The organism is Micromonospora sp. NPDC047548, assembly GCF_040642975.1.
In the GTDB taxonomy this organism is placed as follows: domain Bacteria; phylum Actinomycetota; class Actinomycetes; order Mycobacteriales; family Micromonosporaceae; genus Micromonospora.
The window spans coordinates 140,623-163,391 of the sequence record NZ_JBEYTI010000006.1 but is presented as its reverse complement, the minus strand read 5'-3'; the positions used below and the strand labels follow the sequence as shown (position 1 = coordinate 163,391).

Below are 22,769 nucleotides of genomic sequence, written 5' to 3'. Positions count from 1 at the left end.
GCGGTCGAGCGGCGGGCCGGCTACGCCCGCTGGCGTAGTCGCGGAGCCGCCCGCCGGGCGACGCCCGGGAGGCCGCCGGCCGGCACTCTGGTGGCTCGTCGCGACGATGTGGGCCATGCTCGGCGCTGGTGGTGGTGGCCTATCTCGTCGCGTTCGCCGTGGCGGGCGGGTGGTTGCTGCACCGCCGGGACATCGGTTGGACGCGGGGGAGGGACGACATGGACCGGAAGCGCCGCCGCTGGCGGGTGGGGGTCGGCGACAGCGCCCTTGCCCTGGGGATGCTCGCCTTCGGGCTGGTCGGCACCCGCGGCGCCGCCGCGAACGAGGGCGTCGCCGCAGGCGGCGGGACGTACGCGCTGGTGGCGGTCGCCGCGCTGGCGCTGGCCGTACGACGGCGGTGGCCGCTGGTGACGCTGGCGGTCGGCACGCTGGCCGCCACGGCGTACCTGCTGCTCGGCTACCCCTACGGTCCGATCCTGATCTCGTTCTTCGTCGCGGTCTACACGGTCGCCGCGCATCGGCCGCTCCGGCCCGCCGGGGCAGCCTGCGGGGTGGCGCTGCTGGTGCTGCTGAGCTGCGTGTTCGTCGGCGTCCGGCCGTGGGGTCCGATCGGGGCCATGCCGGCCGCGGCCTGGGTGGTGGTGCCGTTCGCGGTCGGTACCACCGTGCGGCTGCTCCGGGAGAGCGCCGCCCGGGACCGTACGGACGAGGCGCGCCGGCTGGCCGACGGCGAGCGGCTGCGGGTCGCCCGCGAGGTGCATGACGTGGTGGGGCACGGCCTGGCGGCGATCCACATGCAGGCGGAGATCGCGCTGCACCTGCTGGCGAAGCGGCCGGAGCAGGCCGAGACCGCGTTGCGGGCGATCAGCCGGACCAGCAAGGAGGCCCTGGACGAGCTGCGGGTGACGCTCACCGTGGTCCGCCGGGACGAGGCGGACGCGCAGCGGGCCCCGGCCCCGGGGCTGGACCAGGTGCCGCAGCTGCGCGACCGGCTGGCCGGCGCCGGGGTCCCGGTCACCGTGACGGTCGACGGGGAGCCCCGCCCGCTGCCGGTGGCGGTCGACCTGGCGGCGTACCGGGTGGTGCAGGAGTCGTTGACCAACGTGCTGCGCCACGCCGGGCAGGCCACCGCCGCGGTCCGGCTCCGGTACTCACCCGCCGAGGTCGCGGTGGAGGTGACCGACACCGGCCGGGGCGCGTCGACCGGGCCCGGGGCGGGCGGCGGGTTCGGGCTGGCCGGGATGCGGGAGCGGGTCACCGCGCTCGGTGGCGTGTTCAGCGCCGGGCCGGTCGCCGGCGGCGGTTTCCGGGTGTACGCGACGTTGCCGGTGGAGGAGGCTTCATGATCAAGGTGTTGCTCGCCGACGACCAGGACCTGATCCGGATCGGGCTGCGGGCCCTGGTGGAGAGCGAGGAGGACCTGAGCGTGGTCGGCGAGGCCGCCGACGGACTGCGCGCCGTCGAGCTGGCCCGCGCCGAGCGCCCGGACGTGGTGCTGATGGATGTCCGGATGCCGGGCGTGGACGGGATCGAGGCGACCCGGCGGATCGTTGCCGACCCGTCGCTGGCCGGCACCCGGGTGGTCGTGCTGACCACCTTCGAGCTCGACGAGTACGTCTTCGACGCGCTGCGGCACGGGGCCAGCGGCTTCCTGACCAAGGACACCCCGCCGGCCGAACTGCTGCGGGCGATCCGCGTCGTGGCCGAGGGGGAGGCGCTGCTGTCGCCCTCGGTGACCCGCCGGGTGGTCCGGGAGTACGCCGCCCGGCCGGCCCGGGTGCTCCGCCCGCACCCCCGGCTGGACACCCTCACCGAGCGGGAGCGGGAGGTGGTGGGCCTGGTCGGCGAGGGGCTGAGCAACGCCGAGATCGCCGATCGGCTGGTGGTCAGCCCGGCGACCGCGCGGACCCACGTCAGCCGGGCGATGGTCAAGCTGGCCGCCCGGGACCGGGCCCAGCTGGTGGTCTTCGCGTACCAGTCGGGGCTGGTCGACTCCTGATCGTCTGGCTGAACGGGGCGTTCGGGGCGGGCAAGACCACCGTGCCCACCGGCGACTACCAGGACCTGGCCGCGTGGCGGCGCCGGGTGGTCCGTTTCGGTGGGCTGGCGGCGAGGAGTGCCCTGGGCGGGTCCGGTGGCCCGGGCCGCACCGCCGCCGGCAATGGGTGGGGTGTCTGGGAGACGCTTTGGAACTGATGACGTAAACGATCGCAGCCGCAGCCGCAGCCGCAGCCGCAGCCGCAGCCGCAGAGGCGGGGCAGAGGACACCGGCGCGGGCGCGGAGGCGGACGGGCGCGCCAGCGCGGGCCTGGGCGCCGGACCGGGCGAGATCGTGGCGGGCTGACCGGCCGGGGCTCGGCCGTGGGATAGGGGTGATTCGTTCACGTCATCAGCTCCAAAGCGTATGAGGCGCTCTCGCCTCCGCGGCAGGACGCGCCCGGCACCCGGCTGTGCGTGCCCGCGGGCTGAGCCGCCGGGCGCCGGTCGTCCCGGCTTCCGCGGCGCGGGATGCGCCGTCCCGTTCCCGGTCGGACGTGTGGCGGGCCGCCGCCTCTCGGCCGGGAGTCCCGAGGTGGCCGAGGCGCTCTCCGGGCGCGTCGAGGTGGAACCGCTGCCGGATCCGGTGGTGGGGTGGCGGCCGGAAGGTGTCGACGCCCTGACCCGCGTGCCGGGCGCGCGGGCGGCCGGGCGGCCGGGCGGCCGGGCCGGAGCGTGGGTGCGGGCGGCGGGCTACCCTAGCTGTGGCCGGTTCCTGCACCCCGGCCGCGTTGTGCCCGCCGTAACACTGACAAACGGGATGTTCGCGTGTTTGACACCTTGAGTGACCGCCTGTCCGGGATCTTCACCAAGCTCCGCGGCAAGGGTCGGCTCACCGACGCCGACATCGACGCCACCGCGCGCGAGATCCGCATGGCGTTGCTGGAGGCGGATGTCGCGCTGCCGGTGGTCAAGGGCTTCATCGCCAACCTCAAGGAACGGGCGCGCGGCGCGGAGGTCTCCCAGGCGCTCAACCCGGCGCAGCAGATCGTCAAGATCGTCAACGAAGAACTGGTCAACGTGCTCGGCGGCGAGGGGCGGCGGCTCCAGTTCGCCAAGCAGCCGCCGACCGTGATCATGCTGGCCGGTCTCCAGGGCTCCGGTAAGACCACCCTCGCCGGCAAGCTGGCCCGCTGGCTCAAGGCCCAGGGGCACCAGCCACTGCTGGTCGCCGCCGACCTCCAGCGCCCCAACGCCGTCGGGCAGCTCCAGGTGCTCGGTGGCCGCGCCGGCGTCGAGGTGTACGCCCCCGAGCCCGGGAACGGCACCGGCGACCCGGTGCAGGTCGCGCGCGCCTCGATCGAGCACGCCAAGCGGGCCGCCCGGGACATCGTCATCGTCGACACCGCCGGCCGCCTCGGCATCGACGCCGAGATGATGCAGCAGGCCGCCGACATCCGCGACGCGGTCGACCCGGACGAGGTCATCTTCGTCATCGACGCGATGGTCGGTCAGGACGCGGTGCGCACCGCCGAGGCGTTCCGCGATGGCGTCGGCATCACCGGTGTCGTGCTGTCGAAGCTCGACGGCGACGCCCGCGGTGGCGCCGCGCTGTCGGTCCGGGAGGTCACCGGGCAGCCGATCCTCTTCGCCTCCACCGGCGAGAAGCTGGAGGACTTCGACGTCTTCCACCCCGACCGGATGGCCAGCCGGATCCTCGGCATGGGCGACGTCCTCACTCTGATCGAGCAGGCCGAGCAGGCCTTCGACTCCGATCAGAAGGAGAAGATGACCGCCAAGCTGATGGGCGGCGAGCAGTTCACCCTGGAGGACTTCCTCGACCAGCTCATCGCGGTCCGCCGGATGGGCCCGATCGCCAACGTGCTGGCCATGATGCCCGGCATGGGGCAGATGAAGGACCAGCTCGCCGAGCTGGACGACAAGCACTTCGACCGGGTCACCGCGATCATTCGGTCGATGACCCCGGCCGAGCGCACCAACCCGAAGATCATCAACGGCTCCCGCCGGGCCCGCATCGCCACCGGTTCGGGCGTCACCGTGATGGACGTCAACCAGCTGCTCAACCGCTTCGCCGACGCGCAGAAGATGATGAAGCAGATGGGCGGCATGATGGGCCTGCCCGGCGCGGGCCGGCGCAAGGCGACCAAGTCGCCGAAGAACAAGCGCAAGGGCACCAAGGGCGGCGGAAGGCCGCGTACCGGGGCGGGCGCCGGGCTGCCGGGCGGCTTCCCGGGCGGCATGCCGCAGCTGCCGCCGGGGCTGGACCCGGGCGACCTGGCCGGTGGTCAGGGCCTGCCGCCGGGCTTCAAGCTCCCGAAGATCGACTTCAACAAGCTCGGCAAGGGCGACGGCAAGCGCTGACCTCGGGCGGCCGGTGCCCGTCGCAGCCACCCAGGGTTGTCCCAGGTCGGCCGGGTGGCGGCCGTGACCGCCACCCGGCGGCGGGTCACCGGTTCGGTGCCGGCTTCGGGGCATTCCGACCCGTCACGGCGTCCAGCCGCGCCTTCTTGTGTTCGGCGCGGCGCCGCTGCCGCGGCGTCAACTCCGGCCGGCCACTCTGCCGCAGGTAGTTGGGCACCCGTCGGTCGTTCGGAATCGACATGCTCATCGGCGGACCTCCTCTTCGGCGCGGCTTCCCACCACCGTTCAACGTGACCGGGTGAGGCGACCCCACCCGGTCCGGGTGAGCGCCGCCCCGGGCGGCGGCGGCCCGCCGAGGCGCGGCGGGGAGTGATCCGGTAGGACTGTGCTCATGGCTCTGCATGTGCGCGGTGTGCTCCTGCCGGACGACGAGGTCCGGGATCTCTGGCTGGTCGGCGACCGGGTCACCTTCGAACCGGTGCCCGACGCGGAGACCGTGGTGGACGGCGGGTTCGTGTTGCCCGGCCTGGTCGACGCGCACTGCCACGTCGGCATCGCCCGGGGCGGTGCCCCGATCACCTCGCTCGACGAGGCCCGCGAGCTGGCCCGCACCGACCGGGACGCCGGGGTGCTGGCCATCCGGGACGCCGGCTCGCCGTTCCCGTACCCCGAACTCGACGACGAGTCGGACCTGCCGCGACTGGCCCGCGCCGGGCGGCACGTCGCTCCGCCGAAGCGCTACCTGCGCGACATCGGCCTGGAGGTCGGCGCGGCGGAGGTGGCCGCGACGGTGGCGGCGCAGGCCGCCGCCGGCAACGGCTGGGTCAAGCTGGTCGGCGACTGGATCGACCGTGGCGTCGGCGACCTGGCCCCGTCATGGGACGCCGACACGATGACCGCGGCCGTCGCGGCCGCGCACGCGGCCGGGGCGCGCGCCGCCGTGCACACCTTCTCCGAGTCGGCCGTGGAGATCATGGTGCGCGCCGGGGTGGACTCGGTGGAGCACGGCACCGGCCTCAGCCCCGACCTGATCGACCTGATGGCCCGGCAGGGCACCGCGCTGATCCCCACGATGATCAACATTCGCACCTTCGGCGGCATCGCCGACCAGGCGCGGGCCAGGTTCCCCGGGTACGCCGACCACATGCTCGCCCTGCGCGACCGCTTCCCCGAGGTGGTCCGGGCGGCGTACGAGGCCGGTGTGCCGATCTACGTCGGCACCGACGCGGGCGGCGGCATCGACCACGGGCTGGCCGCCGAGGAGATGCTGCTCCTGCACGAGCGGGCCGGCATGTCGGCGGTCGACGTCCTCGCCGCCGCCTCCTGGCGTGCCCGCGAGTGGCTGGGCTTCTCCGGCCTGGTCGAGGGTGGCCTGGCCGACCTGGTCGTCTACCCCGAGGACCCGCGCCGCGACCTGCGGGTGGTCCGCGCCCCGTCCCGCATCGTCCTGCGCGGTCGCGTCATCCGCTGACCACAGCCGCCGGCGCGGCTCAGCTCACGACCAACAGGTACTTCGCCCGCACCGAGAACTCGCCGCCGTCGGTGCCGCCGAAGGTCAGCTCGTGCTCGCCCGGGGCCAGCGGCGGCACGCTCGCCCAGAGACCCCAGCAGGTGACCGGGTACGGCCGCGACCGGCCGGTGACGGCGTTTCGGACGGCACCCCGTACCTCGAAGGGGGTCGGCGTGCCGATGGTGTCGAGCGCCACCCGCTCGTCGTCGAGCTTGGCGTGCCCGGTGGCCCCGCCGACCACCGGCACCTCGCCCGGGGCGGAGCCGACCTGCCATATGTTGAAGGCGGGGAAGAAGAGCGGCCGCCCGGCGGGGATCACGCAGCGCCGCCGCACCGTCCCGCCGTACGTGCCGGCCAGGAACCAGACGTCGTCGGGCTGGTGGTGCCCGGCGTCCTCGCCGGTCGTGTCGTGGATCGGGTCCGTCATCGGCCCGTGCGCCGCCAGCCAGCGCACCCAGCGCGCGACGAGGCCCTCGGGCGAGGACGGCGGGTAGGGCAGCGGTGCCGGCTCGGCGGCACGGCGGGAGAACAGGGAGCGCAGCGGAGACATGGCCGCAGATGCTAGCGCGCTGGTCAACTGCCCCGCCCGGTCGGGATCCCGGTACCCGGCCGCGGTACGGGCGCGCCCGATCGCGGTGCCCACCGGGCGGAGCATAGGATGTGCCCTCATGGCACGCGTGCTCACTCCCCGTGCGGAGGACTTCCCCCGCTGGTACCAGGACCTGATCGCCAAGGCGAAGCTGGCCGACAACGGCCCGGTCCGCGGCACCATGGTCATCCGACCGGCCGGCTACGCCATCTGGGAGCGGATGCAGGCCGAGATGGACGCCCGGATCAAGGCGGCCGGCGCGGAGAACGCTTACTTCCCGCTCTTCATCCCGGAGAGCTACCTCAAGCGCGAGGCCGAGCACGTCGAGGGCTTCTCGCCGGAACTCGCCGTCGTCACCCACGGTGGCGGCAAGCAGCTCGCCGAGCCGGTGGTGGTGCGCCCCACCAGTGAGACGGTGATCGGCGAGTTCATGGCCAAGTGGGTCGACTCGTACCGGGACCTGCCGCTGCTGCTCAACCAGTGGGCGAACGTGGTCCGCTGGGAGCTGCGCCCCCGGATCTTCCTGCGCACCAGCGAGTTCCTCTGGCAGGAGGGGCACACCGCGCACGCCACGCGGTCCGACGCCCGGGCCTACGCGCGGCGGATCCTGCACGAGGCGTACGAGGACCTGATGGTCAACGTGCTGGGCATCCCGGTGGTGGTCGGCCTGAAGACCGCCCGGGAGCGGTTCGCCGGCGCGACGGCCACCTATACCTGCGAAGGCATGATGGGCGACGGCAAGGCGCTCCAGCTGGGCACCAGCCACGAGCTGGGGCAGAACTTCGCCAAGGCGTTCGACATCAGCTACACCTCCGCCGAGGGCGGCCGGGAGCACGCCTGGACGACCTCCTGGGGCACCTCGACCCGGATGCTCGGCGGCCTGATCATGTGCCACGGCGACGACAACGGCCTGCGGGTGCCGCCGAAGCTGGCCCCGGTCCAGGCGTACGTCATGGTCGTCAAGGACGGCGAGGGTGTAGGCGAGGCGGCGGCCAAGCTCCGCGACGCGCTGCGCGACGCCGGCGTCCGGGTCGCGCTCGACGACCGCACCGACACCCCGTTCGGCCGCCGGGCCGTCGACGCCGAGCTGCGCGGCTATCCGGTACGCGTCGAGGTCGGCCCCCGCGACCTGGCCGCCGGCAACGCGGTCGTGGTCCGGCGTACGGACGGCTCGAAGGCCCCGACGCCGGTTGCGGACGTGGTCGGCGCGGTGCTGGCCGCGTTGGAGGCCGACCAGCGGACGCTGCACGACCAGGCCCTCGCCCACCGCCAGTCGCGCACCGTCGAGGTGTCGACGCTGGCCGAGGCGATCGAGGCGGCGGCCACCGGCTGGGCCAAGGTGCCGTGGTCGGCGGTCGGCGTCCAGGGCGAGGCCGAGGCGAACGGTCAGGGCGTCACCGTGCGCTGCCTGCTCCGCGCCGACGGCTCGGTGCCCGACTCGGAGGACGAGCCGGACCTGGTCGCCATCCTCGCCCGCGCCTACTGAGGTGCGCCCGGGCGGTCCCGCCGACCGGTTCGCGCCGGGGCGGCTGATCCTGCACCGCAACGTGCGGCACGGCCGGATCGGCTGGGTCCGGCCGGGCCGGGTGGTCAGCGACGACGAGCGCGGGCTGCTGCTCTGGATCGCCCGGGACTCCCCGGTGGCCCACGAGGTCACCGAGGCCGGCCTGGGGATGCGGGCGATGCCGTTCGCCGAGTGGATCTCCTCGTCCTACCGGCTGGCGCGCGGTCGGTGGAACGGCCCGCCGCTGCTGAAGTTCCTGCCCACCGGGGCGGCCCACTCGGTCTGGTGGTTCCGGGACGCGCGGGGGCGCTTCGCCAGCTGGTACGTCAACCTGGAGGAGCCGGGCGTCCGCTGGGACGACGGCGCGGTCGCCGGGGTGGACGTGGTGGACCAGGACCTCGACGTGGTGGTGTACCCGGACCGCAGTTGGCGGTGGAAGGACGAGGACGAGTTCGCCGAGCGGCTCGCCTTCCCCGACGACTACTGGGTGGCCGACGAGGCGGCCGTGCGGGCCGAGGGGAAGCGGGTGATCGCCCTCGCCGAGGCGGGGGAGTTCCCGTTCGACGGCGCCTGGTGCGACTTCGTCCCGCCCGCCGACTGGGACGTACCGGACGAACTGCCCTTCGGCTGGGACCGCCCGCCGGTCCGCTGACCGTGTCCCTCGTCACCCGCCCGTCGGGCAGGGTGACCCGCCCGGGTCCGGTGTGAGAGATCGGCGCCGGATCTGGCAGAATGGGTCGCTGGTATCCGGCGCGCGTCCGGCGCCCTCTAACCCGGGCGCGTCGCCAGTCCACCGAGCAGTCTCCGGCCCAACCCCACTGTGCCGGTCGGCGCTCACCCGTGCACCGCCCGTACCGGGCCGGTGAGATCGCAACAGGAGCGAAACAACTGTGGCCGTAAAGATCCGGCTCCTGCGGATGGGCAAGATCCGCAACCCGCAGTACCGCATCGTCGTCGCCGACTCGCGCACCAAGCGCGACGGTCGCGCGATCGAGTTCGTCGGCGTGTACCAGCCGAAGGAAGACCCTTCGGTGATCGAGGTCAAGTCGGACCGGGTCCAGTACTGGCTCTCCGTCGGCGCGCAGCCGAGCGAGGCGGTGCAGCGCCTGCTGGAGCTGACCGGTGACTGGCAGAAGTACAAGGGCCTGCCGGCCCCGCCGCCGCTGAAGGTCGCCGCCGAGCGCGCCGACCGCAAGGCGGCGTACGAGGCCGAGGCGAAGGCCGCCGCCGGCCTGGCCGAGGCTCCGGCCAAGCCGGCCAAGAAGGCCGCCAAGGCCGAGGCGCCGAAGACCGAGGCGCCGGCCGAGGCCCCGGCCGCTGCTGCCGACGCCGGTGAGCAGGCCTGACATGCCGCTGCGTCCCGCGCTGGAGCACCTGGTCAAGGGCATCGTGGACCACCCGGACGACGTGCGTGTCCGCATGGTCGACTCCCGTCGGGGCAAGCGGCTGGAAGTCCGCGTGCACCCGGAGGACCTCGGTACCGTGATCGGGCGGTCCGGCCGGACCGCCAAGGCACTGCGCCAGGTGATCGGCTCCATCGGTGGACGCGGAGTACGCGTCGACATCGTCGACGCGTACTGATGCTGCTCATTGTCGGCAGGATCGGCAAACCGCACGGCATCCGCGGTGAGGTCACCGTGGAGGTGCGGACCGACGAGCCCGAAGCGCGTTTCGCCTCCGGCGCGGTGCTGCGCACCGAGCCGGGGGCGACCGCCCCGGCCAACCCCGCGCCCGGCCCGGGCGTGGCGTTCCGGGTTCCCGCGGAGCTGACCATCGAGTCGGCCCGCTGGCACCAGGGCCGGATGCTGGTCGCCTTCGAGGGCATTGGAGACCGGGAGGTCGCCGAGGCGCTGCGCGGCACCCTGATCGGCGTGGACAGCGCCGACGTCGCCCCGCCGGAGGACCCGGAGGAGTTCCACGACCACCAGCTGGTCGGCCTCGCCGTGGTCACCCCGGACGGTGAGCAGCTGGGCGAGGTGGCCCGGATCGACCACGCCCCCGCCTCGGACCTGCTGGTCGTGCGCCGCCCCGAGGGGCGTACCGCGCTGATCCCCTTCGTCACGGCGATGGTCCCCGAGGTGGACCTCGCCGGCGGTCGCGTCGTGGTCGACCCGCCGGCCGGGCTGCTCGACCTCTGAGACCGGAGCCACCCCCCATGCGCGTCGACGTCGTGTCGATCTTCCCGGAGTACTTCGCCCCGCTGGACCTGTCGCTGATCGGCCGAGCCCGGGAGAACGGCACGCTGCGGCTGGCCGTACACGACCTGCGGAGCTGGACCCACGACGTGCACCGCACGGTCGACGACACGCCCTACGGCGGCGGCCCGGGTATGGTCATGCGGCCGGAGCCCTGGGGTGCGGCGCTCGACGCCCTCGCCCCCGACGAGCTCGGTCCCGACGGCCACACCCTGCCCCGGCTGCTGGTGCCCTCGCCGGCCGGCGTCCCGTTCACCCAGGCCATGGCCCACGAGTTGGCCGCCGAGTCGCACCTGCTCTTTGCCTGCGGCCGGTACGAGGGCATCGACCAGCGGGTGCTCGACCACGCCGCGACCCGGATGCGGGTCACCGAGGTCTCCCTCGGCGACTACGTGCTCTTCGGCGGCGAGGTGGCGGTGCTGGTGATCCTGGAGGCGGTCACCCGGCTGCTGCCCGGGGTGCTCGGCAATGCCGGCTCGCTGGACGAGGAGTCGCACGCGCACGGGCTGCTGGAGGCCCCGATGTACACCAAGCCGGCGACCTGGTGCGGGCACGAGGTGCCGGAGGTGCTCCGCTCCGGCGACCACGGGCGGATCGCCCGGTGGCGGCGCGACGAGGCGCTGGCCCGCACCGCCGCCCGACGGCCCGACATGATCGCCGCACTGCCCCCGGAGTCCCTGGACAAACGGGACGTCGCCGCGTTGGGCCGGGCCGGATTTCAGCTGCCGCCGGGGGATGTGGCAAAGTAGGGGGGTTGCCGCATCCGCCCGCGCCCGCGGGGGGCTGCGAGGATCCCCGACCGGGGTCGGCCCGCCGACCACCACCCGGAGATCAGAATCACCCATCCGCGCACCGAGTGACGGTGCGCCGTGAGCCTCACGAGGACGCAGCGATGAACATCCTGGACGCCCTTGACGCCCAGTCGAAGCGGACCGACCTCCCCGACTTCCGTGCCGGTGACACCGTCAAGGTGCACGCGCGGGTCGTCGAGGGCAACCGGTCCCGTGTCCAGATCTTCCAGGGCGTCGTCATCCGCCGCCAGGGTGGCGGTCTGCGCGAGACCTTCTCGGTCCGCAAGGTCAGCTTCGGTGTGGGCGTGGAGCGGACGTACCCGATCAACGGCCCGGGCATCGACCGGATCGAGATCGTGACCCGCGGTGACGTCCGTCGCGCCAAGCTCTACTACCTGCGCGAGCTGCGCGGCAAGAAGGCCAAGATCAAGGAGAAGCGGGAGAAGCAGCCCAGCTGACTTCCCGCTCGCCACGCCACCTGAGCTGCGCCGATGTCGTATCGACCAGATCGCATTACCCTGGTCGTACGGGCGCAGCGGGGCAGCGACGCCGCGACACTGGTCACGGCATACGAATGTCCACTACCGCCCGTGGAGCCTCGACGAGGCTCCCGGGCGGTAGTGTCGTTTCTGCGGACCGGGGAGTGGCGTGGTGCAGGTGCTTGACTCAGACGGCACAGTCGATCCGTGGCACCGGCGGACCCGGCGCCCCCGCCGGCAGATGCCGCTCTGGCAGGAACTCCCACTGCTGCTGGTCGTCGCCTTCTGCCTCGCCGTGCTGATCCGCACCTTCCTGCTCCAGGCCTTCTTCATCCCCTCCGGCTCGATGGAGGACACCCTCCTCATCGGCGACCGGGTGCTGGTCAACAAGGTCGTCTACGACGTGCGCGACCCGGTGCGCGGCGAGGTCGTGGTCTTCCGCGGCACCGACCGGTGGGTCGCGCAGGAGGTCCAGGGGCCCGAGCCCGGTTTCGCCGGCAAGGTCGGGCGTACGCTCGGCGACCTGGTCGGGGTCAGCCGCCCCGGCGAGAAGGACTTCATCAAGCGGGTCATCGGCGTTCCCGGCGACCGGGTGAAGTGCTGCGACGACCAGGGGCGCGTGCTGGTCAACGGCATCCCACTCGACGAGCCGTACGTGATCCGCAACTCGCCGCTGGACGTGCCGCCCAACCCCCGCGAGTGCCGGTCCCGGCGCTTCGAGGAGGTGGTCGTCCCCGCCGGCCAGATCTTCGTGATGGGCGACCACCGGCTGGTCTCACAGGACGCCCGCTGCCAGGGCCCGGTGCCGATCGACAACCTGGTCGGCCGGGCGTTCATGGTGGTCTGGCCGTCCCAGCGGTGGACGTCGTTGCCAGTGCCGGCGACCTTCGACAAGCTCTCCCGGCCGGCCGCCGCCCCGGCCGGCCCGCCGGGGCCGGTCGAGCCGACCCCGGTGGGCGGTGTCGCTCTCCTCCTTCCGGTGGCGGCCCTGATGTCCGTTGTCGCGCGTTCCGGACGATCAGCCCGCGCCCGGGGACGTAGGCTCCACCCGTGATTGACGAGCAGACCGAGAAGCCCCGCAGTTCCTTCTGGAAGGAGCTGCCCATCCTCCTGGGCGTGGCGATCCTGGTGGCGGTGCTGGTCCGTGCCTTCGTGCTGCAGACCTTCTTCATCCCGTCCCCGTCCATGGAGAACACCCTCAAGATCGACGATCGGGTGCTGGTCAACAAGCTGGTCTACGACTTCCGGTCGCCGCACCGCGGCGAGGTGGTCGTCTTCAAGGCGCCGACCGAGTGGAGCGGCAACCCCGCGGGCGAGGACTTCATCAAGCGGGTGATCGGCGTCGGCGGCGACCACGTGGTCTGCTGCGACGACGACAAGCTGGTGATCAACGGCAAGCCGCTCGACGAGCCGTACATCTATTCCGCCGACGGCCAGCGGGACAAGCCGGCCGACCAGGAGTTCGACATCACCGTGCCGGAGGGGCGGCTCTGGGTGATGGGCGACCACCGCTCCGCCTCCGGCGACTCACTGGAGCACTGGCAGCGGTCCGATCGGAACATCGACAGCGCCACCATTCCCGAGGACCGGGTCGTCGGGCGGGCCTTCACCGTCTTCTGGCCGGTGAACCGGGCCACCTGGCTCACCGTCCCGAAGCAGTTCGACGGCATCCCCAACTCGTAGCGGCCGCGAGCCCGCCCCGGGCGTGGCCGTTCGTCACCGGCGTCTGGCAGGCTGGGGCGGTGACCGTCTACACCCCTCGCCGCGCGGCCCGGGTGCTGCTCGTCGACGCGGGCGGCCGGGTGCTGCTCTTCAGCGGCTGGGACCCGTCCCGCCCCGACCACCGGTACTGGTTCACCCCCGGCGGGGGGCTCGACCCGGGGGAGACCGCGGCCCAGGCCGCCGCCCGCGAGCTGGCCGAGGAGACCGGGCTGCAGCTGACTCCCGCCGAGCTGGGCGCGTCGGTCTGGTCGGAGACGGTCGAGTTCCCCTTCGACGGCGTCCGGTACCGGCAGGAGCAGGAGTTCTTCCTGGTCCGGGTGCCGGGCTGGGAGGTGGACACGGCGGGCTTCACCGACGTCGAGCGGGCCAGCGTCTCGGGGCACCGCTGGTGGTCGGTCGACGAGCTGACGGCGACCGGCCAGCGGTACTACCCGGCGGACCTGCCCGCCGTGCTGACCCGGGCCCTGGCCGGCGCGGGCGCCGCCGGCGGGGGTGCGCCGTGCTGACGCCTCCGCGCACGGTGGTGCGCCGCGACGGTGGGCTCTACGCGCTGGAACGGGCCCTGCAACGGCGGGGCTTCCGGCACGTGGCCGGCGCCGACGAGGCCGGCCGGGGCGCCTGCGCCGGGCCGCTGGTCGCCGCCGCCGCGGTGCTGCCCGAGGGGCGGCGCGGTGAGATCGAGGGGCTGGCCGACTCCAAGCTGCTCACCCCGGCCAGCCGGGAGCGGGTGTACGAGGAGGTCGTCACCCGGGCCCTGGCGTACGCGGTGGTGGTCATCCCGGCCGAGGAGGTCGACGCCCGGGGCCTGCACGTGTGCAACCTGGCCGCGATGCGGCGGGCCCTGGCGTCGCTGACCACCCGACCGGAGTACGTGCTGACCGACGGCTTCGGCGTGGACGGGCTGGACGTCCCGGGGCTGGCCGTGTGGAAGGGCGACCGGGTGGCCGCCTGCGTGGCGGCGGCTAGCGTGCTGGCCAAGGTCACCCGGGACCGGATCATGGTGGAGCTGGACGGGCGGTACCCGGGCTACGGCTTCGCCGAGCACAAGGGGTACATCACGGCCGAGCACACCGAGGCGCTGCGCGAGCGCGGCCCCTGCGTCGAACACCGGTTCTCGTACGTCAACGTGGCCGCCGTGTCCGGCCGCGCCGGCCAGCCGCCCCGGTCCCGGCGCCCGGTCGGCGGGGCCGTGACCGAGCCGATGGAGCGCTTCGAGGCGTCAGGGGGTACCGTCGGCGTGGCGTTGGGCGAGCAGCCTCGGCCTTCGGCGCCGGTGGGGGAAGATGTGGTCATGGAAGGCGGAGTGCGATGAGCGCGGAAGATCTCGAGAAGTACGAGACCGAGATGGAGCTACAGCTCTACCGGGAGTACCGCGACATTGTCCGCCAGTTCTCCTACGTGGTGGAGACGGAACGCCGCTTCTACCTCGCCAACCAGGTCGACCTGCACGTCCGCAACTCCGACGGCGAGGTCTACTTCGAGGTCGAGATGCACGACGCCTGGGTGTGGGACATGTACCGCCCTGCCCGGTTCGTCAAGAACGTCCGGGTGATGACCTTCAAGGACGTCAACGTCGAGGAGTTGGAGAAGCCCGACATCTCCCTCCCCGCCGACTCCGGCTTCGGCGGCTGACGACCGCCCAAGCCCCACCGGCGCCCCACCCGCCGGCCCGCGTGACCCCTCTCCCGACTGCCGCCGTGCGCGCATCCGGCACGGCGCCCCGCGTCCACCCCGCGCGAGACGGGCGCGCCGTGCGGCGGTGCGCCGCCGCTGTCAGTCGGCGAGGACCACGACCTCGACCCGCTGGACGAGGTTGTTGGCGAACCCGCCCCGGTTCCACGGCTGCTCGACCGGCTGGGTCCGCCCCGACGCGTCGGTCGCCCGGGCGCCGAGAACATACCGGCCCGGGCGCGGCGACCACTCGTACCGCCAGCGCCGCCAGGACCAGTCCCCGCCGCGGGGCGGGTCCACCGTGGCCGGTGCCCAGGTCGTCCCGCCGTCGGTGGTCACCTCCACCGAGGTGACCGGCGCGTGCCCGGACCAGGCCCGACCGTCCACCGTGCACGGGCCGGGACGCAGCACCCGGGTACGGGACATGAAGTCCGGGAACCCCGGCGGTCGGACCAGGGCCCGCGGCTCGATCCGGGTCACCGGCTCGCCCGGGTCGTCGGCGTCCCGGCGCAGCCGGTAGGCCACGGCGTTCTGGTAGCCGTCGAACTCCCCGGGCAGCACGGTGATGCTCCGCAGCCACTTCACGTGCGCCATGCCGTACCAGCCCGGCACGATCAGCCGCAGCGGCGCGCCGTGCTGCGGCAGCAGGGGAGCGCCGTTCATCTCGTACGCCAGCAGCACCTCCTCCCGCAACGCGTCGGCGACCGGGAGGGCGCGCTGGTAGTCCTGCTCGACACCGCGCTCGACGCCGTGGTCGGCCCCGGTGAAGACGACGTCCACCGCCGCTGCGGCGATGCCGGCCTCACGCAGCAGCGGCGCCAGCGGCGTGCCGGTCCACTCGGCGTTGCCGACGGCCTCCACCAGCCAGGGCTGGCTCACCGGGCGCGGGTGCAGCAGCGCCCGGCCGTTGCCGGCGCACTCCAGCGTGACCTGCCGGGTCACCCGGGGACGCGAGCGCAACTCGTCCAGCCCGAGGATGAGCGGCACGCGTACCGCACCGTCGACGGTCAGCGCGTGGGTGGCCGGGTCGACATCCGGGATGTCGTAGTGGATGAGCAGGTAGTGCAGGCCGGCCGGGGTGACGTCGTAGCGCAACGCCTCCAGCGGGATGCCGTGGTTGCGGGCGGCCAGTTGCAGCTCCTCGGCGCTGAACGCCTCGTCCGGCCCGGCCACCCGGGAGGGCCGGCTCACATCGTCCACGGTGGTCACGGTGGCCTCCCCGCTCTCTGCCCTCGGCATGTGGGCTCAGCCTAGTGGCCGCCCCGGTCCAGGGTCCGGCGCCGGCGCCGGCGCGGCTCGTCCCGTCGACGGCAGGGCATTCGTGGGTGGGGGTCCCTGCCGTCGGCGACACGGACCCCCACCGCATAGCAGATCGACCCGCTCGCCGGGCGTCATCCACAGGGCGGGCCGTTGTCCACAGCGGACGTGCTGTCGGGGTCGCTCGACGGCCGGTGCGGGCATGCTGCGGGTATGCGGAGAGCACTGCGGGCGGCGACGGTGTGGTTGGCGGTCCTGCTGGTCCTCGGCCCGCCCGGCGGCGCCGTCGCGTCGGATGTCACCCGGGCCCGGCTCGACGCTCCCGGCGCGCTGGTCGTGGGCGCGCGGACCGGTGCCGGTGCCCTGTCGCCCGGCACCCCTGGGCAGCGGGTCGACCGCCGGCCGTCGGCGCTCGGCGCGGCACGGACCCTGGGCGCGGCGGCCGGCTCCCCGGCGTTCCGGTGGCCGCTCGACGGCACGCCACGCCCGGTGCGGCCCTTCGATCCGCCACCACGGCCGTGGCTGCCCGGCCACCGCGGGGTCGACCTGGCCGGCGCCACGGGGGCCACCGTCCGCGCGGCCGGGGCCGGGACGGTGCTCTTCGCGGGCATGGTCGCCGGCCGGCCGGTGGTCACCGTGGGACACGCGGCGGGCCTGCGGACCACCTACGAGCCGGTCCGACCCGACGTACGCCCCGGCGACCCGGTCCGGCCCGGTGCGCCGCTCGGCGTCCTGCTGGCCGGGCACCCGGGCTGCCCCGCCCCGGCCTGCCTGCACTGGGGGCTGCGGCGGGGCGTCGACTACCTCGACCCGCTGGCCCTGCTCGGCCTCGGTCCGGTCCGGCTGCTTCCGGTGCACGACCCGACCGGCCCGGCTGCCGGTCGGACGGCACGGGCCGCCTGCCGATGTGGCCGGCGCGGGCAGTCGCCGGGATCAGCGCCGGGCGAGCAGCGGGGGCAGCCGGACGGCCAGCCGTTCGTACTCCTCGGCGGAGTTGTAGACCTGCGCGCAGAGCCGTAGCCAGCCCCGACCGTCCCAGGCCATCACCGCCACCTCGGTGGCGAGCCGCTCGGCGATCCGGCCCTGCAGGGCCCTGGCGGTGTCGAGGGTGGTGGCGACGCCCGGCGGCAGCGGCACTATCCGCATGGCGACCGCCGGCCCGCCCGGGTTGGGCAGGTCGGTCGGCGCCACCCCGAGCGCGTCCCCGACCACCCGTTGCCCGTACGCGGCCAGCGCCGCGTTGTGTGCGCGTACCCGGTCCAGCCCGAGGCTGCGCAGCGTGTAGAGCCCGGCCGGGGCGCTGAGCCAGCTCGTGTAGTCGAGGGTCGCCTGCCACTCCACGTTGCCGGGGAAGCCGGCCCCCTGCTCCCAGGAGACCACCAGCGGCTCGATCCGCTCCCGCCACGGCGAGGCGACCACCAGCACGCCGGTGCCCCGCGGGGCGAACGCCCACTTGTGCAGGTTGCCCACCCAGAAGTCGGCGCCGACGCTGCTGACGTCGACCGGGAGCATGCCGGGCGCGTGCGCCGCGTCCACCAGCACCGGTACGCCCCGCTCGCGGGCCACCTGCGCGACGGCCGCGACCGGGAAGAGCCGGGCGGTGGGGGAGGTGAGCTGGTCGACGACGAGCAGTCGGGTCCGCCCGGGCCGCAGGCCGGCGCGGACGATCTCGACGACCTCCTCGTCGGTGGCAGTCAGCGGCACCCGCAGCGCGCGGGTCTGCGCGCCGGTGCGGCGGCACTCCCGCTCGATGCTGAAGCCGACCGCGCCGTACCCGTGGTCGGTGGTGAGCACCTCGTCGCCGGCACCCAGGCCGAGGGACTGGAGGACCACCGCGACCCCGGTGGTGGCGTTGCCGACCAGCGCGGTGCCGTCCGGATCGGCGCCGAGGAAGGTGGCCAGGTGCCGCCGGGTGTGGGTGAGCCGGTCGACCAGCCCCTGGGTGAAGAAGCGCAGCGGGTTGGACTCCATCTCGTCGCGCAGCCGCTGCTGCGCTCGCTGCACGCTGACCGGCACCGCGCCGAACGCGCCGTGGTTGAGGTAGCTGACCGCCGGGTCGAGCGAGAAGAGCAGTCGGGCCCCGGGGATCGGCTCGGGCGGCCGGGCGACGGTCACGCCGTGATCATATCCGTCGACGGATCAACCGTCGTCGGTTCGCGGTCCTCCCTCGCCGGTCAACGGCACCGGTGGCGGCCCTCCTCGCGCCGTACGCTGGTCAGGCCGGCCCGGCCGGGCGGGCGCGCCGTGGGTCAGGCGCGCGGATGTGCCTGCCGGTACGCGGCCCGCAGCCGCTCGACCGAGACGTGCGTGTAGATCTGCGTGCTGCCGAGCGAGGAGTGCCCCAGCAGTTCCTGCACGGCGCGCAGGTCCGCGCCACCCTCCAGCAGGTGGGTCGCCGCCGAGTGCCGCAGCCCGTGCGGGCTGACCCGGGGCAGTCCGAGGGACTCCGCGTACCCGGCGACGATCCGGCGCGCCGTCGTCGGGTTCAGCCGTCCGCCGCGCGCGCCGAGCAGCAGCGCGTCCCCGGAGCCCGGCACCGCCACCGCCGGCCGCCCCGATCGCAGCCAGTCGTCGATCGCCCGTTGCGCCGGCACCCCGTACGGCACCGACCGCTCCCGGTCGCCCTTGCCGAGGACGCGGATCACCCGGCGGCCGTGGTCGACGTCGCCGACGTCCAGCCCGCACGCCTCGCTGACCCGCACCCCGGTGCCGTAGAGCAGTTCCAGCAGGACCCGGTCGCGCAGCCGCACCGGGTCGTCGGCGGGGGTCGCACCGTCGGCGTGCCCTGGATCGTCCTGCCGGGTGGGCCCGGTCGGATCGGTGGGCTGGGTCGGGTCGTCGCGTCGCGTCGCCGAGCGGGGGGCGGTCGCGCCGTGCCGGGCTCCGTCGGTGGGCTCGGTGGCCTCGGTGGGCTCGGTGGGCCGGGTGGAAGCCGGGCGGGGGCCGGGGGCCTCGACCAGCGCGGCGGCCTGGTCGGCCCGCAGCACGGTGGGCAGGTCGCGGTGCGCCCGTGGACTGGACAGCGGAGCGGCCACGTCGGTGGGAAGCACGCCCGCGCGGTGCCCCCAGGCGCTGAAGGTCCGTGCCGCCGCCGCCCGGCGGGCCAGCGACGTCCGGGCCGCGCCCAGGGTCCGCTGCTTGGCCAGCCAGCTGCGCAGCACCGTCAGGTCCAGCTCAGCCGGCTGGGAGCAGCCCATCCGTACGGCGTGGTCGAGCAGCGAGACCAGGTCGGCGACGTACGCCCGCACGGTGTGCGCCGAGCGGTTGTGCACCCGGGCCAGGTGGTCGGCGAAATCGTCCACGGCCTCCCGCATCGCTGGCGGCAGCGCCTGGTGCGCCGCCCGGGTGGCCCGTCCGCCGCCCGTCATCGCCGGTCCCGCGCCGCCCGGGAGCCGGCCGCGACACCGCGGAACCTCGGCACCGTATGACGTCCACCTGGCACGGGCTCAGCGTAGGCGCGCGCCGCCCGTTCGGCACACCGCCGTCGGTGCTGGCCGGTGGTGGCGTGGACGGGGAGACTGGAGGCAGGGACGGTGCGTGCCCCGTCGCCCGGTGGCGTCGGCGGGGGACACCGACGGGAGGAGGGGACCGCTCATGGGCCTGGACGTCGTCCTCTACCGGCTGGTACGTGGCGGCCCCGGCCGTCGGCCTTCCTCCGTCGCCGCGCAGGTGGTGCCCGATCCCGACGACCTGCTGCTCGACCTGCTCAGGCGGGGCCGGGGCGGCGGACGCACCCCGACGCTGGACCGGATCGACCCGCTCGGTGAGCTCGTGGTCGGGGCGGAGCGGGCACCGCAGCTGCTGGCCGAACTGGACCGCCTGGTCGAGGCCGCCCGCACCCCGGCCGAGACCGCACAGGTGCGCCGGGTCGCGGTGCTGGTCAGCCGGTGCGTACCCGGACGCGACCTGGAGATCCGTTTCGAGGCGGACTGAACCCGGTCACCGCCCGGCATCCCGCGCCGGATCGGCGGGGGTGCGCGCCGACTTCGGGGGCCGCGCCAGGGCGTACCCGCCGTCCCGGCGGAGCACCATCGACAGCTCCTCCAGCAGGGAGAGCTTGCGCATCGCCGTACGCACGTCGACCCCGGCCCGCGCGGCGAGCGCGTCGAGCCCGACCACCCCGCGCCGGGGCAGCGACTCCAGCACCATGGTCGCCTCGTCGTCGAGCAGGTCACCCGGGCGCTCCGGTCCCCGCGCCAGCGGGGCGAGGTCGGCCCCGATCCGGCCGACCTCCTCCAGCACGTGCGGCACCCCGGTCACCAGCCGGGCGTGCGGCTGCTCCCGCAGCACCTCGTGCGCTCCGACCGACATCGCCGAGGTGACCGGGCCCGGCACCACCATCGCCCGCCGATCCATGGCGATCGCCCGGTTCACCGTCTGGGTCGCGCCGCTGCGGGCCGCCGCCTCCACCAGCACCGTGCCCCGGGTCGCGGCGGCGATCACCCGGTTGCGGATCAGGAACCTCGGCCGCAGCGGTTCGGCGCCGGGCATCCACTCGCTCACCAGCAGCCCGGTCTCGGCGATCCGGTCGAACAGGGCGGCGTTGCCCATCGGGTAGGGCCGGTCGACGCCGCAGGCCAGCACGGCCACCGTCAGCCCGCCGGCGGTCAACGCGCCCCGGTGCGCCGCCGCGTCGATGCCGTACGCCCCGCCGGAGACCACCGTCCAGTCCCGCTCGGCCAGCCCGTACCCGATTTCGGTGGCGACGTGGAGGCCGTACCCGGTGGCGGCCCGCGCGCCGACCACCGCGACCGAGCGGTCCAGCGCCTCGCCGAGCGGCCAGCCGCCGCGTACCCAGAAGCAGAGCGGCGGAGCGGTCTCCAGGTCGACCCGCCGGCTCACGCCGGACAGCACCAGCCGGTGCAGGTCGTCCAGGCGGGCGGGCCACTCCTCGTCCTCCGGGGTGAGGACGCGGGCGCCGATCCGCTCGGTGCAGGCGAGCGCGTCGGCGGCGACGGCGCGGGCGTCCCCGGCGGCCGTGCGCGCCGCCACCGCCGTGCGCAGGCTCGTCTCCGGCGCGCCTCCGTCGAGGAGCAGGTCCAGCGCCGCCACCGGGCCGAGCTGCTGGACCAGCCGGTGCACCCACCGGGTACCCGGCTCGGCGAGCCAGGTCAGTGCCACCCGCGCCAGCAACCGGTCCTCGCTGGTGCTCATGCTCCCTCTCCCGTCCTCAGTTGGATGGCCTCCAGCACGTCCTCGCGCTGCGGCCGGGCCCGGCCGTCCAGGTCGGCGATGGTCCAGGCCAGGCGGATGATCCGGTCGAAGCCACGGGCGGACACGGCCCCGGAGTCCAGGCGGCCGCGCAGCTCGGCGGTGTCCCGGGCGGGCAGCCGCCAGGGCGGCCGGCGCAGGTACGGGCCGGGGATCTCGGCGTTGAGCTTGCGGCCCACCGGCGCCCAGCGGACGGCCGCCGCCCGCCGGGCCGTGGCGACCCGGGCCGCCACGGTCGCCGACGACTCGCAGGCGGCGGCCGCCTCCATCAGCTCCGCCGCCCGCACCGGCAGCAGCTTCACCTGCACGTCGATCCGGTCCAGCAACGGCCCGGAGAGCCGGCCCAGGTACCGCCGCCGGGCCAGCGGGCTGCACTCGCAGTACGCGTCCCCGCCGGGCTTCGCACAGGGGCAGGGATTGGCGGCCAGGACCAGTTGGCTGCGGGCCGGGTACTCGGTGCCGCCCCCGCTGCGGGCGAGCTGGATCCGGCCGTGCTCCAGCGGCTGCCGCAGCGCCTCCAGCGCCCCCTTGCTGAACTCGGGCGCCTCGTCGAGGAAGAGCACGCCGCGGTGGGACAGCGAGACCGCCCCCGGCCGGGCGAGCCCGGACCCGCCGCCGACCAGGGAGGGGACGGTCGCCGTGTGGTGCGGCGCCTGGAACGGCGGCCGGCGCAGCAGTCGGCCGCCCGGCGGGAGCAGCCCGGCGATCGAGTGCAGCGCGGTGACCTCCAGCGCCGCGTCGTCGTCCAGTTCCGGCAGGATCGAGGGGAGCCGCTCGGCGAGCATGGTCTTGCCCGCGCCGGGCGGCCCCAGCAGGGCGAGGTGGTGCCCGCCGGCGGCGGCCACCTCCAGCGCCCGCCGGCCCAGCGCCTGCCCGGCCACCTCGGCCAGATCCGGGCCGTCGGCAGGGGGCAGCGCCGGCGTGGCGGGTGGCTCGATCAGCGGGCTGCCGTCGCGGACGAAGCTGACCAGCCGGTGCAGCGTGTCGACCGCCCGAACCCGGATCCCGGGGATGACCGCCGCCTCGGCGGCGTTCTCCACCGGGACGACCACCCGGTCCCGCCCGGCACGCGCCGCGGCCGCCACCATCGGCAGCACCCCGCGCACCGGCCGGACCGTACCGTCCAGGCCCAGCTCGCCGAGGACCACCACGCCGTCCAGCGGCACCAGCGGCAGCTCTCCCGAGCCGCCCAGCACCGCCGCAGCGATGGCCAGGTCGAACGCGGAGCCGTACTTGGGCATCGTCGCGGGCAGCAGGTTGAGGGTGATCCGCCGGTTGGGCCAGCGCTGACCCGAGTTGACGATCGCGGCCCGCACCCGGTCGCGCGCCTCGTGCAGGGCGGTGTCGGGCAGCCCGGAGATGACCACCGCCGGCAGGCCCGGAGCCAGGTCGGCCTCCACCTCGACCAGGTGGCCGGTGACCCCGACCAGGCCCACGCTGAACACCTTGGCGTAGCTCACGCCGTCACCCCGCGCGGCAGG

General features: G+C 74.6%; 24 protein-coding genes and 1 pseudogene. 18 read left to right on the top strand and 7 right to left on the bottom strand.

Features of this window, described 5'->3' with window-relative positions; genetic code table 11:
- Positions 1-128 precede the first annotated feature (128 nt).
- The 3 genes from ABZ807_RS08975 to ffh all read left to right on the top strand — a co-directional run bounded on the left by ABZ807_RS08975 (position 129) and on the right by ffh (position 4,359).
- Positions 129-1,346: a histidine kinase gene (locus ABZ807_RS08975; RefSeq protein ID WP_357154552.1), complete on the top strand. Its 1,218-nt coding sequence runs from the start codon at positions 129-131 to the stop codon at positions 1,344-1,346.
- A complete protein-coding gene (locus ABZ807_RS08970; RefSeq protein ID WP_357154550.1) occupies positions 1,343-1,999 on the top strand; it encodes a response regulator transcription factor in 657 nt (218 codons plus the stop codon). Before ABZ807_RS08975 ends, ABZ807_RS08970 begins: the two co-directional genes overlap by 4 nt.
- A gap of 806 nt (positions 2,000-2,805) precedes the next feature.
- Entirely contained in the window at positions 2,806-4,359 is a 1,554-nt protein-coding gene (gene ffh / locus ABZ807_RS08965; RefSeq protein WP_357154548.1) for a signal recognition particle protein, read from the top strand.
- 85 nt (positions 4,360-4,444) lie between these two features.
- On the opposite strand, the gene ABZ807_RS08960 is transcribed toward ffh, so the two are convergent.
- Positions 4,445-4,606 carry a hypothetical protein gene (locus tag ABZ807_RS08960; protein WP_357154546.1) on the bottom strand — a complete coding sequence of 54 codons (162 nt, stop codon included), beginning with the start codon at positions 4,604-4,606 and terminating at the stop codon, positions 4,445-4,447.
- A gap of 144 nt (positions 4,607-4,750) precedes the next feature.
- On the opposite strand from ABZ807_RS08960, the gene ABZ807_RS08955 reads away from it, so the two are divergent.
- Positions 4,751-5,830: an amidohydrolase family protein gene (locus ABZ807_RS08955; RefSeq protein WP_357154544.1), complete on the top strand. Its 1,080-nt coding sequence runs from the start codon at positions 4,751-4,753 to the stop codon at positions 5,828-5,830.
- 19 nt (positions 5,831-5,849) lie between these two features.
- On the opposite strand, the gene ABZ807_RS08950 is transcribed toward ABZ807_RS08955, so the two are convergent.
- Positions 5,850-6,512: a hypothetical protein gene (locus ABZ807_RS08950; protein WP_357154542.1), complete on the bottom strand. Its 663-nt coding sequence runs from the start codon at positions 6,510-6,512 to the stop codon at positions 5,850-5,852.
- 25 nt (positions 6,513-6,537) lie between these two features.
- Between ABZ807_RS08950 and proS the strand changes: the two genes are divergently transcribed.
- The 12 genes from proS (at position 6,538) to ABZ807_RS08890 (ending at position 14,781) form a co-directional block, all read left to right on the top strand.
- Positions 6,538-7,944, top strand: coding sequence for a proline--tRNA ligase (proS, locus tag ABZ807_RS08945; protein ID WP_357154540.1), 1,407 nt, complete (start codon positions 6,538-6,540; stop codon positions 7,942-7,944).
- A 1-nt stretch (position 7,945) separates the two neighbouring features.
- Positions 7,946-8,614: a DUF402 domain-containing protein gene (locus ABZ807_RS08940; RefSeq protein WP_357154538.1), complete on the top strand. Its 669-nt coding sequence runs from the start codon at positions 7,946-7,948 to the stop codon at positions 8,612-8,614.
- 238 nt (positions 8,615-8,852) lie between these two features.
- A complete protein-coding gene (rpsP, locus tag ABZ807_RS08935) occupies positions 8,853-9,308 on the top strand; it encodes a 30S ribosomal protein S16 (protein ID WP_357154537.1) in 456 nt (151 codons plus the stop codon).
- Positions 9,283-9,543, top strand: coding sequence for an RNA-binding protein (locus tag ABZ807_RS08930; RefSeq protein WP_357154797.1), 261 nt, complete (start codon positions 9,283-9,285; stop codon positions 9,541-9,543). Before rpsP ends, ABZ807_RS08930 begins: the two co-directional genes overlap by 26 nt.
- A 2-nt stretch (positions 9,544-9,545) precedes the next feature.
- The gene (gene rimM, locus ABZ807_RS08925; RefSeq protein WP_357154795.1) at positions 9,546-10,100 is read left to right on the top strand and encodes a ribosome maturation factor RimM; all 555 of its coding nucleotides are present in this window, start codon (positions 9,546-9,548) and stop codon (positions 10,098-10,100) included.
- Between the two features lie 17 nt (positions 10,101-10,117).
- Positions 10,118-10,906, top strand: a complete 789-nt coding sequence (gene trmD / locus ABZ807_RS08920; RefSeq protein ID WP_357154535.1) for a tRNA (guanosine(37)-N1)-methyltransferase TrmD — start codon at positions 10,118-10,120, stop codon at positions 10,904-10,906.
- A gap of 143 nt (positions 10,907-11,049) precedes the next feature.
- Positions 11,050-11,406, top strand: a complete 357-nt coding sequence (rplS, locus tag ABZ807_RS08915; RefSeq protein WP_357154533.1) for a 50S ribosomal protein L19 — start codon at positions 11,050-11,052, stop codon at positions 11,404-11,406.
- Between the two features lie 190 nt (positions 11,407-11,596).
- Entirely contained in the window at positions 11,597-12,481 is an 885-nt protein-coding gene (gene lepB / locus ABZ807_RS08910; RefSeq protein ID WP_357154531.1) for a signal peptidase I, read from the top strand.
- Entirely contained in the window at positions 12,478-13,110 is a 633-nt protein-coding gene (gene lepB / locus ABZ807_RS08905) for a signal peptidase I (protein ID WP_357154529.1), read from the top strand. The genes lepB (ABZ807_RS08910) and lepB (ABZ807_RS08905) overlap by 4 nt, the downstream gene beginning before the upstream one ends.
- A gap of 59 nt (positions 13,111-13,169) precedes the next feature.
- Entirely contained in the window at positions 13,170-13,655 is a 486-nt protein-coding gene (locus ABZ807_RS08900; protein WP_357154527.1) for an NUDIX domain-containing protein, read from the top strand.
- A complete protein-coding gene (locus ABZ807_RS08895) occupies positions 13,649-14,461 on the top strand; it encodes a ribonuclease HII (RefSeq protein WP_357154525.1) in 813 nt (270 codons plus the stop codon). Before ABZ807_RS08900 ends, ABZ807_RS08895 begins: the two co-directional genes overlap by 7 nt.
- Positions 14,458-14,781 (top strand): DUF2469 domain-containing protein, encoded by a 324-nt coding sequence (locus tag ABZ807_RS08890; RefSeq protein ID WP_007075222.1) that lies wholly within the window; start codon positions 14,458-14,460, stop codon positions 14,779-14,781. Before ABZ807_RS08895 ends, ABZ807_RS08890 begins: the two co-directional genes overlap by 4 nt.
- A 141-nt stretch (positions 14,782-14,922) precedes the next feature.
- On the opposite strand, the gene ABZ807_RS08885 is transcribed toward ABZ807_RS08890, so the two are convergent.
- Positions 14,923-16,059, bottom strand: a complete 1,137-nt coding sequence (locus ABZ807_RS08885) for a sulfite oxidase (RefSeq protein ID WP_357154523.1) — start codon at positions 16,057-16,059, stop codon at positions 14,923-14,925.
- Between the two features lie 231 nt (positions 16,060-16,290).
- On the opposite strand from ABZ807_RS08885, the pseudogene ABZ807_RS08880 reads away from it, so the two are divergent.
- Positions 16,291-16,932, top strand: a pseudogene (locus ABZ807_RS08880) (M23 family metallopeptidase); the annotation flags it as partial.
- A gap of 78 nt (positions 16,933-17,010) precedes the next feature.
- Here ABZ807_RS08880 and ABZ807_RS08875 read toward each other — a convergent pair.
- Positions 17,011-18,192, bottom strand: coding sequence for an aminotransferase class V-fold PLP-dependent enzyme (locus ABZ807_RS08875; protein ID WP_357154521.1), 1,182 nt, complete (start codon positions 18,190-18,192; stop codon positions 17,011-17,013).
- A 134-nt stretch (positions 18,193-18,326) separates the two neighbouring features.
- Positions 18,327-19,445 (bottom strand): tyrosine recombinase XerC, encoded by a 1,119-nt coding sequence (locus tag ABZ807_RS08870; protein WP_357154520.1) that lies wholly within the window; start codon positions 19,443-19,445, stop codon positions 18,327-18,329.
- Positions 19,446-19,671: 226 nt separating this feature from the next.
- Here ABZ807_RS08870 and ABZ807_RS08865 point away from each other — a divergent pair, with 226 nt between their 5' ends.
- On the top strand, positions 19,672-20,010 hold the full coding sequence (locus ABZ807_RS08865; RefSeq protein ID WP_357154517.1) for a hypothetical protein: 339 nt from the start codon (positions 19,672-19,674) through the stop codon (positions 20,008-20,010).
- Positions 20,011-20,016: 6 nt separating this feature from the next.
- Here the strand turns inward: ABZ807_RS08865 and ABZ807_RS08860 are convergent, their stop codons facing one another.
- Both ABZ807_RS08860 and ABZ807_RS08855 read right to left on the bottom strand, forming a co-directional pair.
- A complete protein-coding gene (locus ABZ807_RS08860) occupies positions 20,017-21,231 on the bottom strand; it encodes a DNA-processing protein DprA (RefSeq protein WP_357154515.1) in 1,215 nt (404 codons plus the stop codon).
- A complete protein-coding gene (locus ABZ807_RS08855) occupies positions 21,228-22,748 on the bottom strand; it encodes a YifB family Mg chelatase-like AAA ATPase (RefSeq protein WP_357154513.1) in 1,521 nt (506 codons plus the stop codon). Before ABZ807_RS08855 ends, ABZ807_RS08860 begins: the two co-directional genes overlap by 4 nt.
- Between the last annotated feature and the right edge of the window lie 21 nt (positions 22,749-22,769).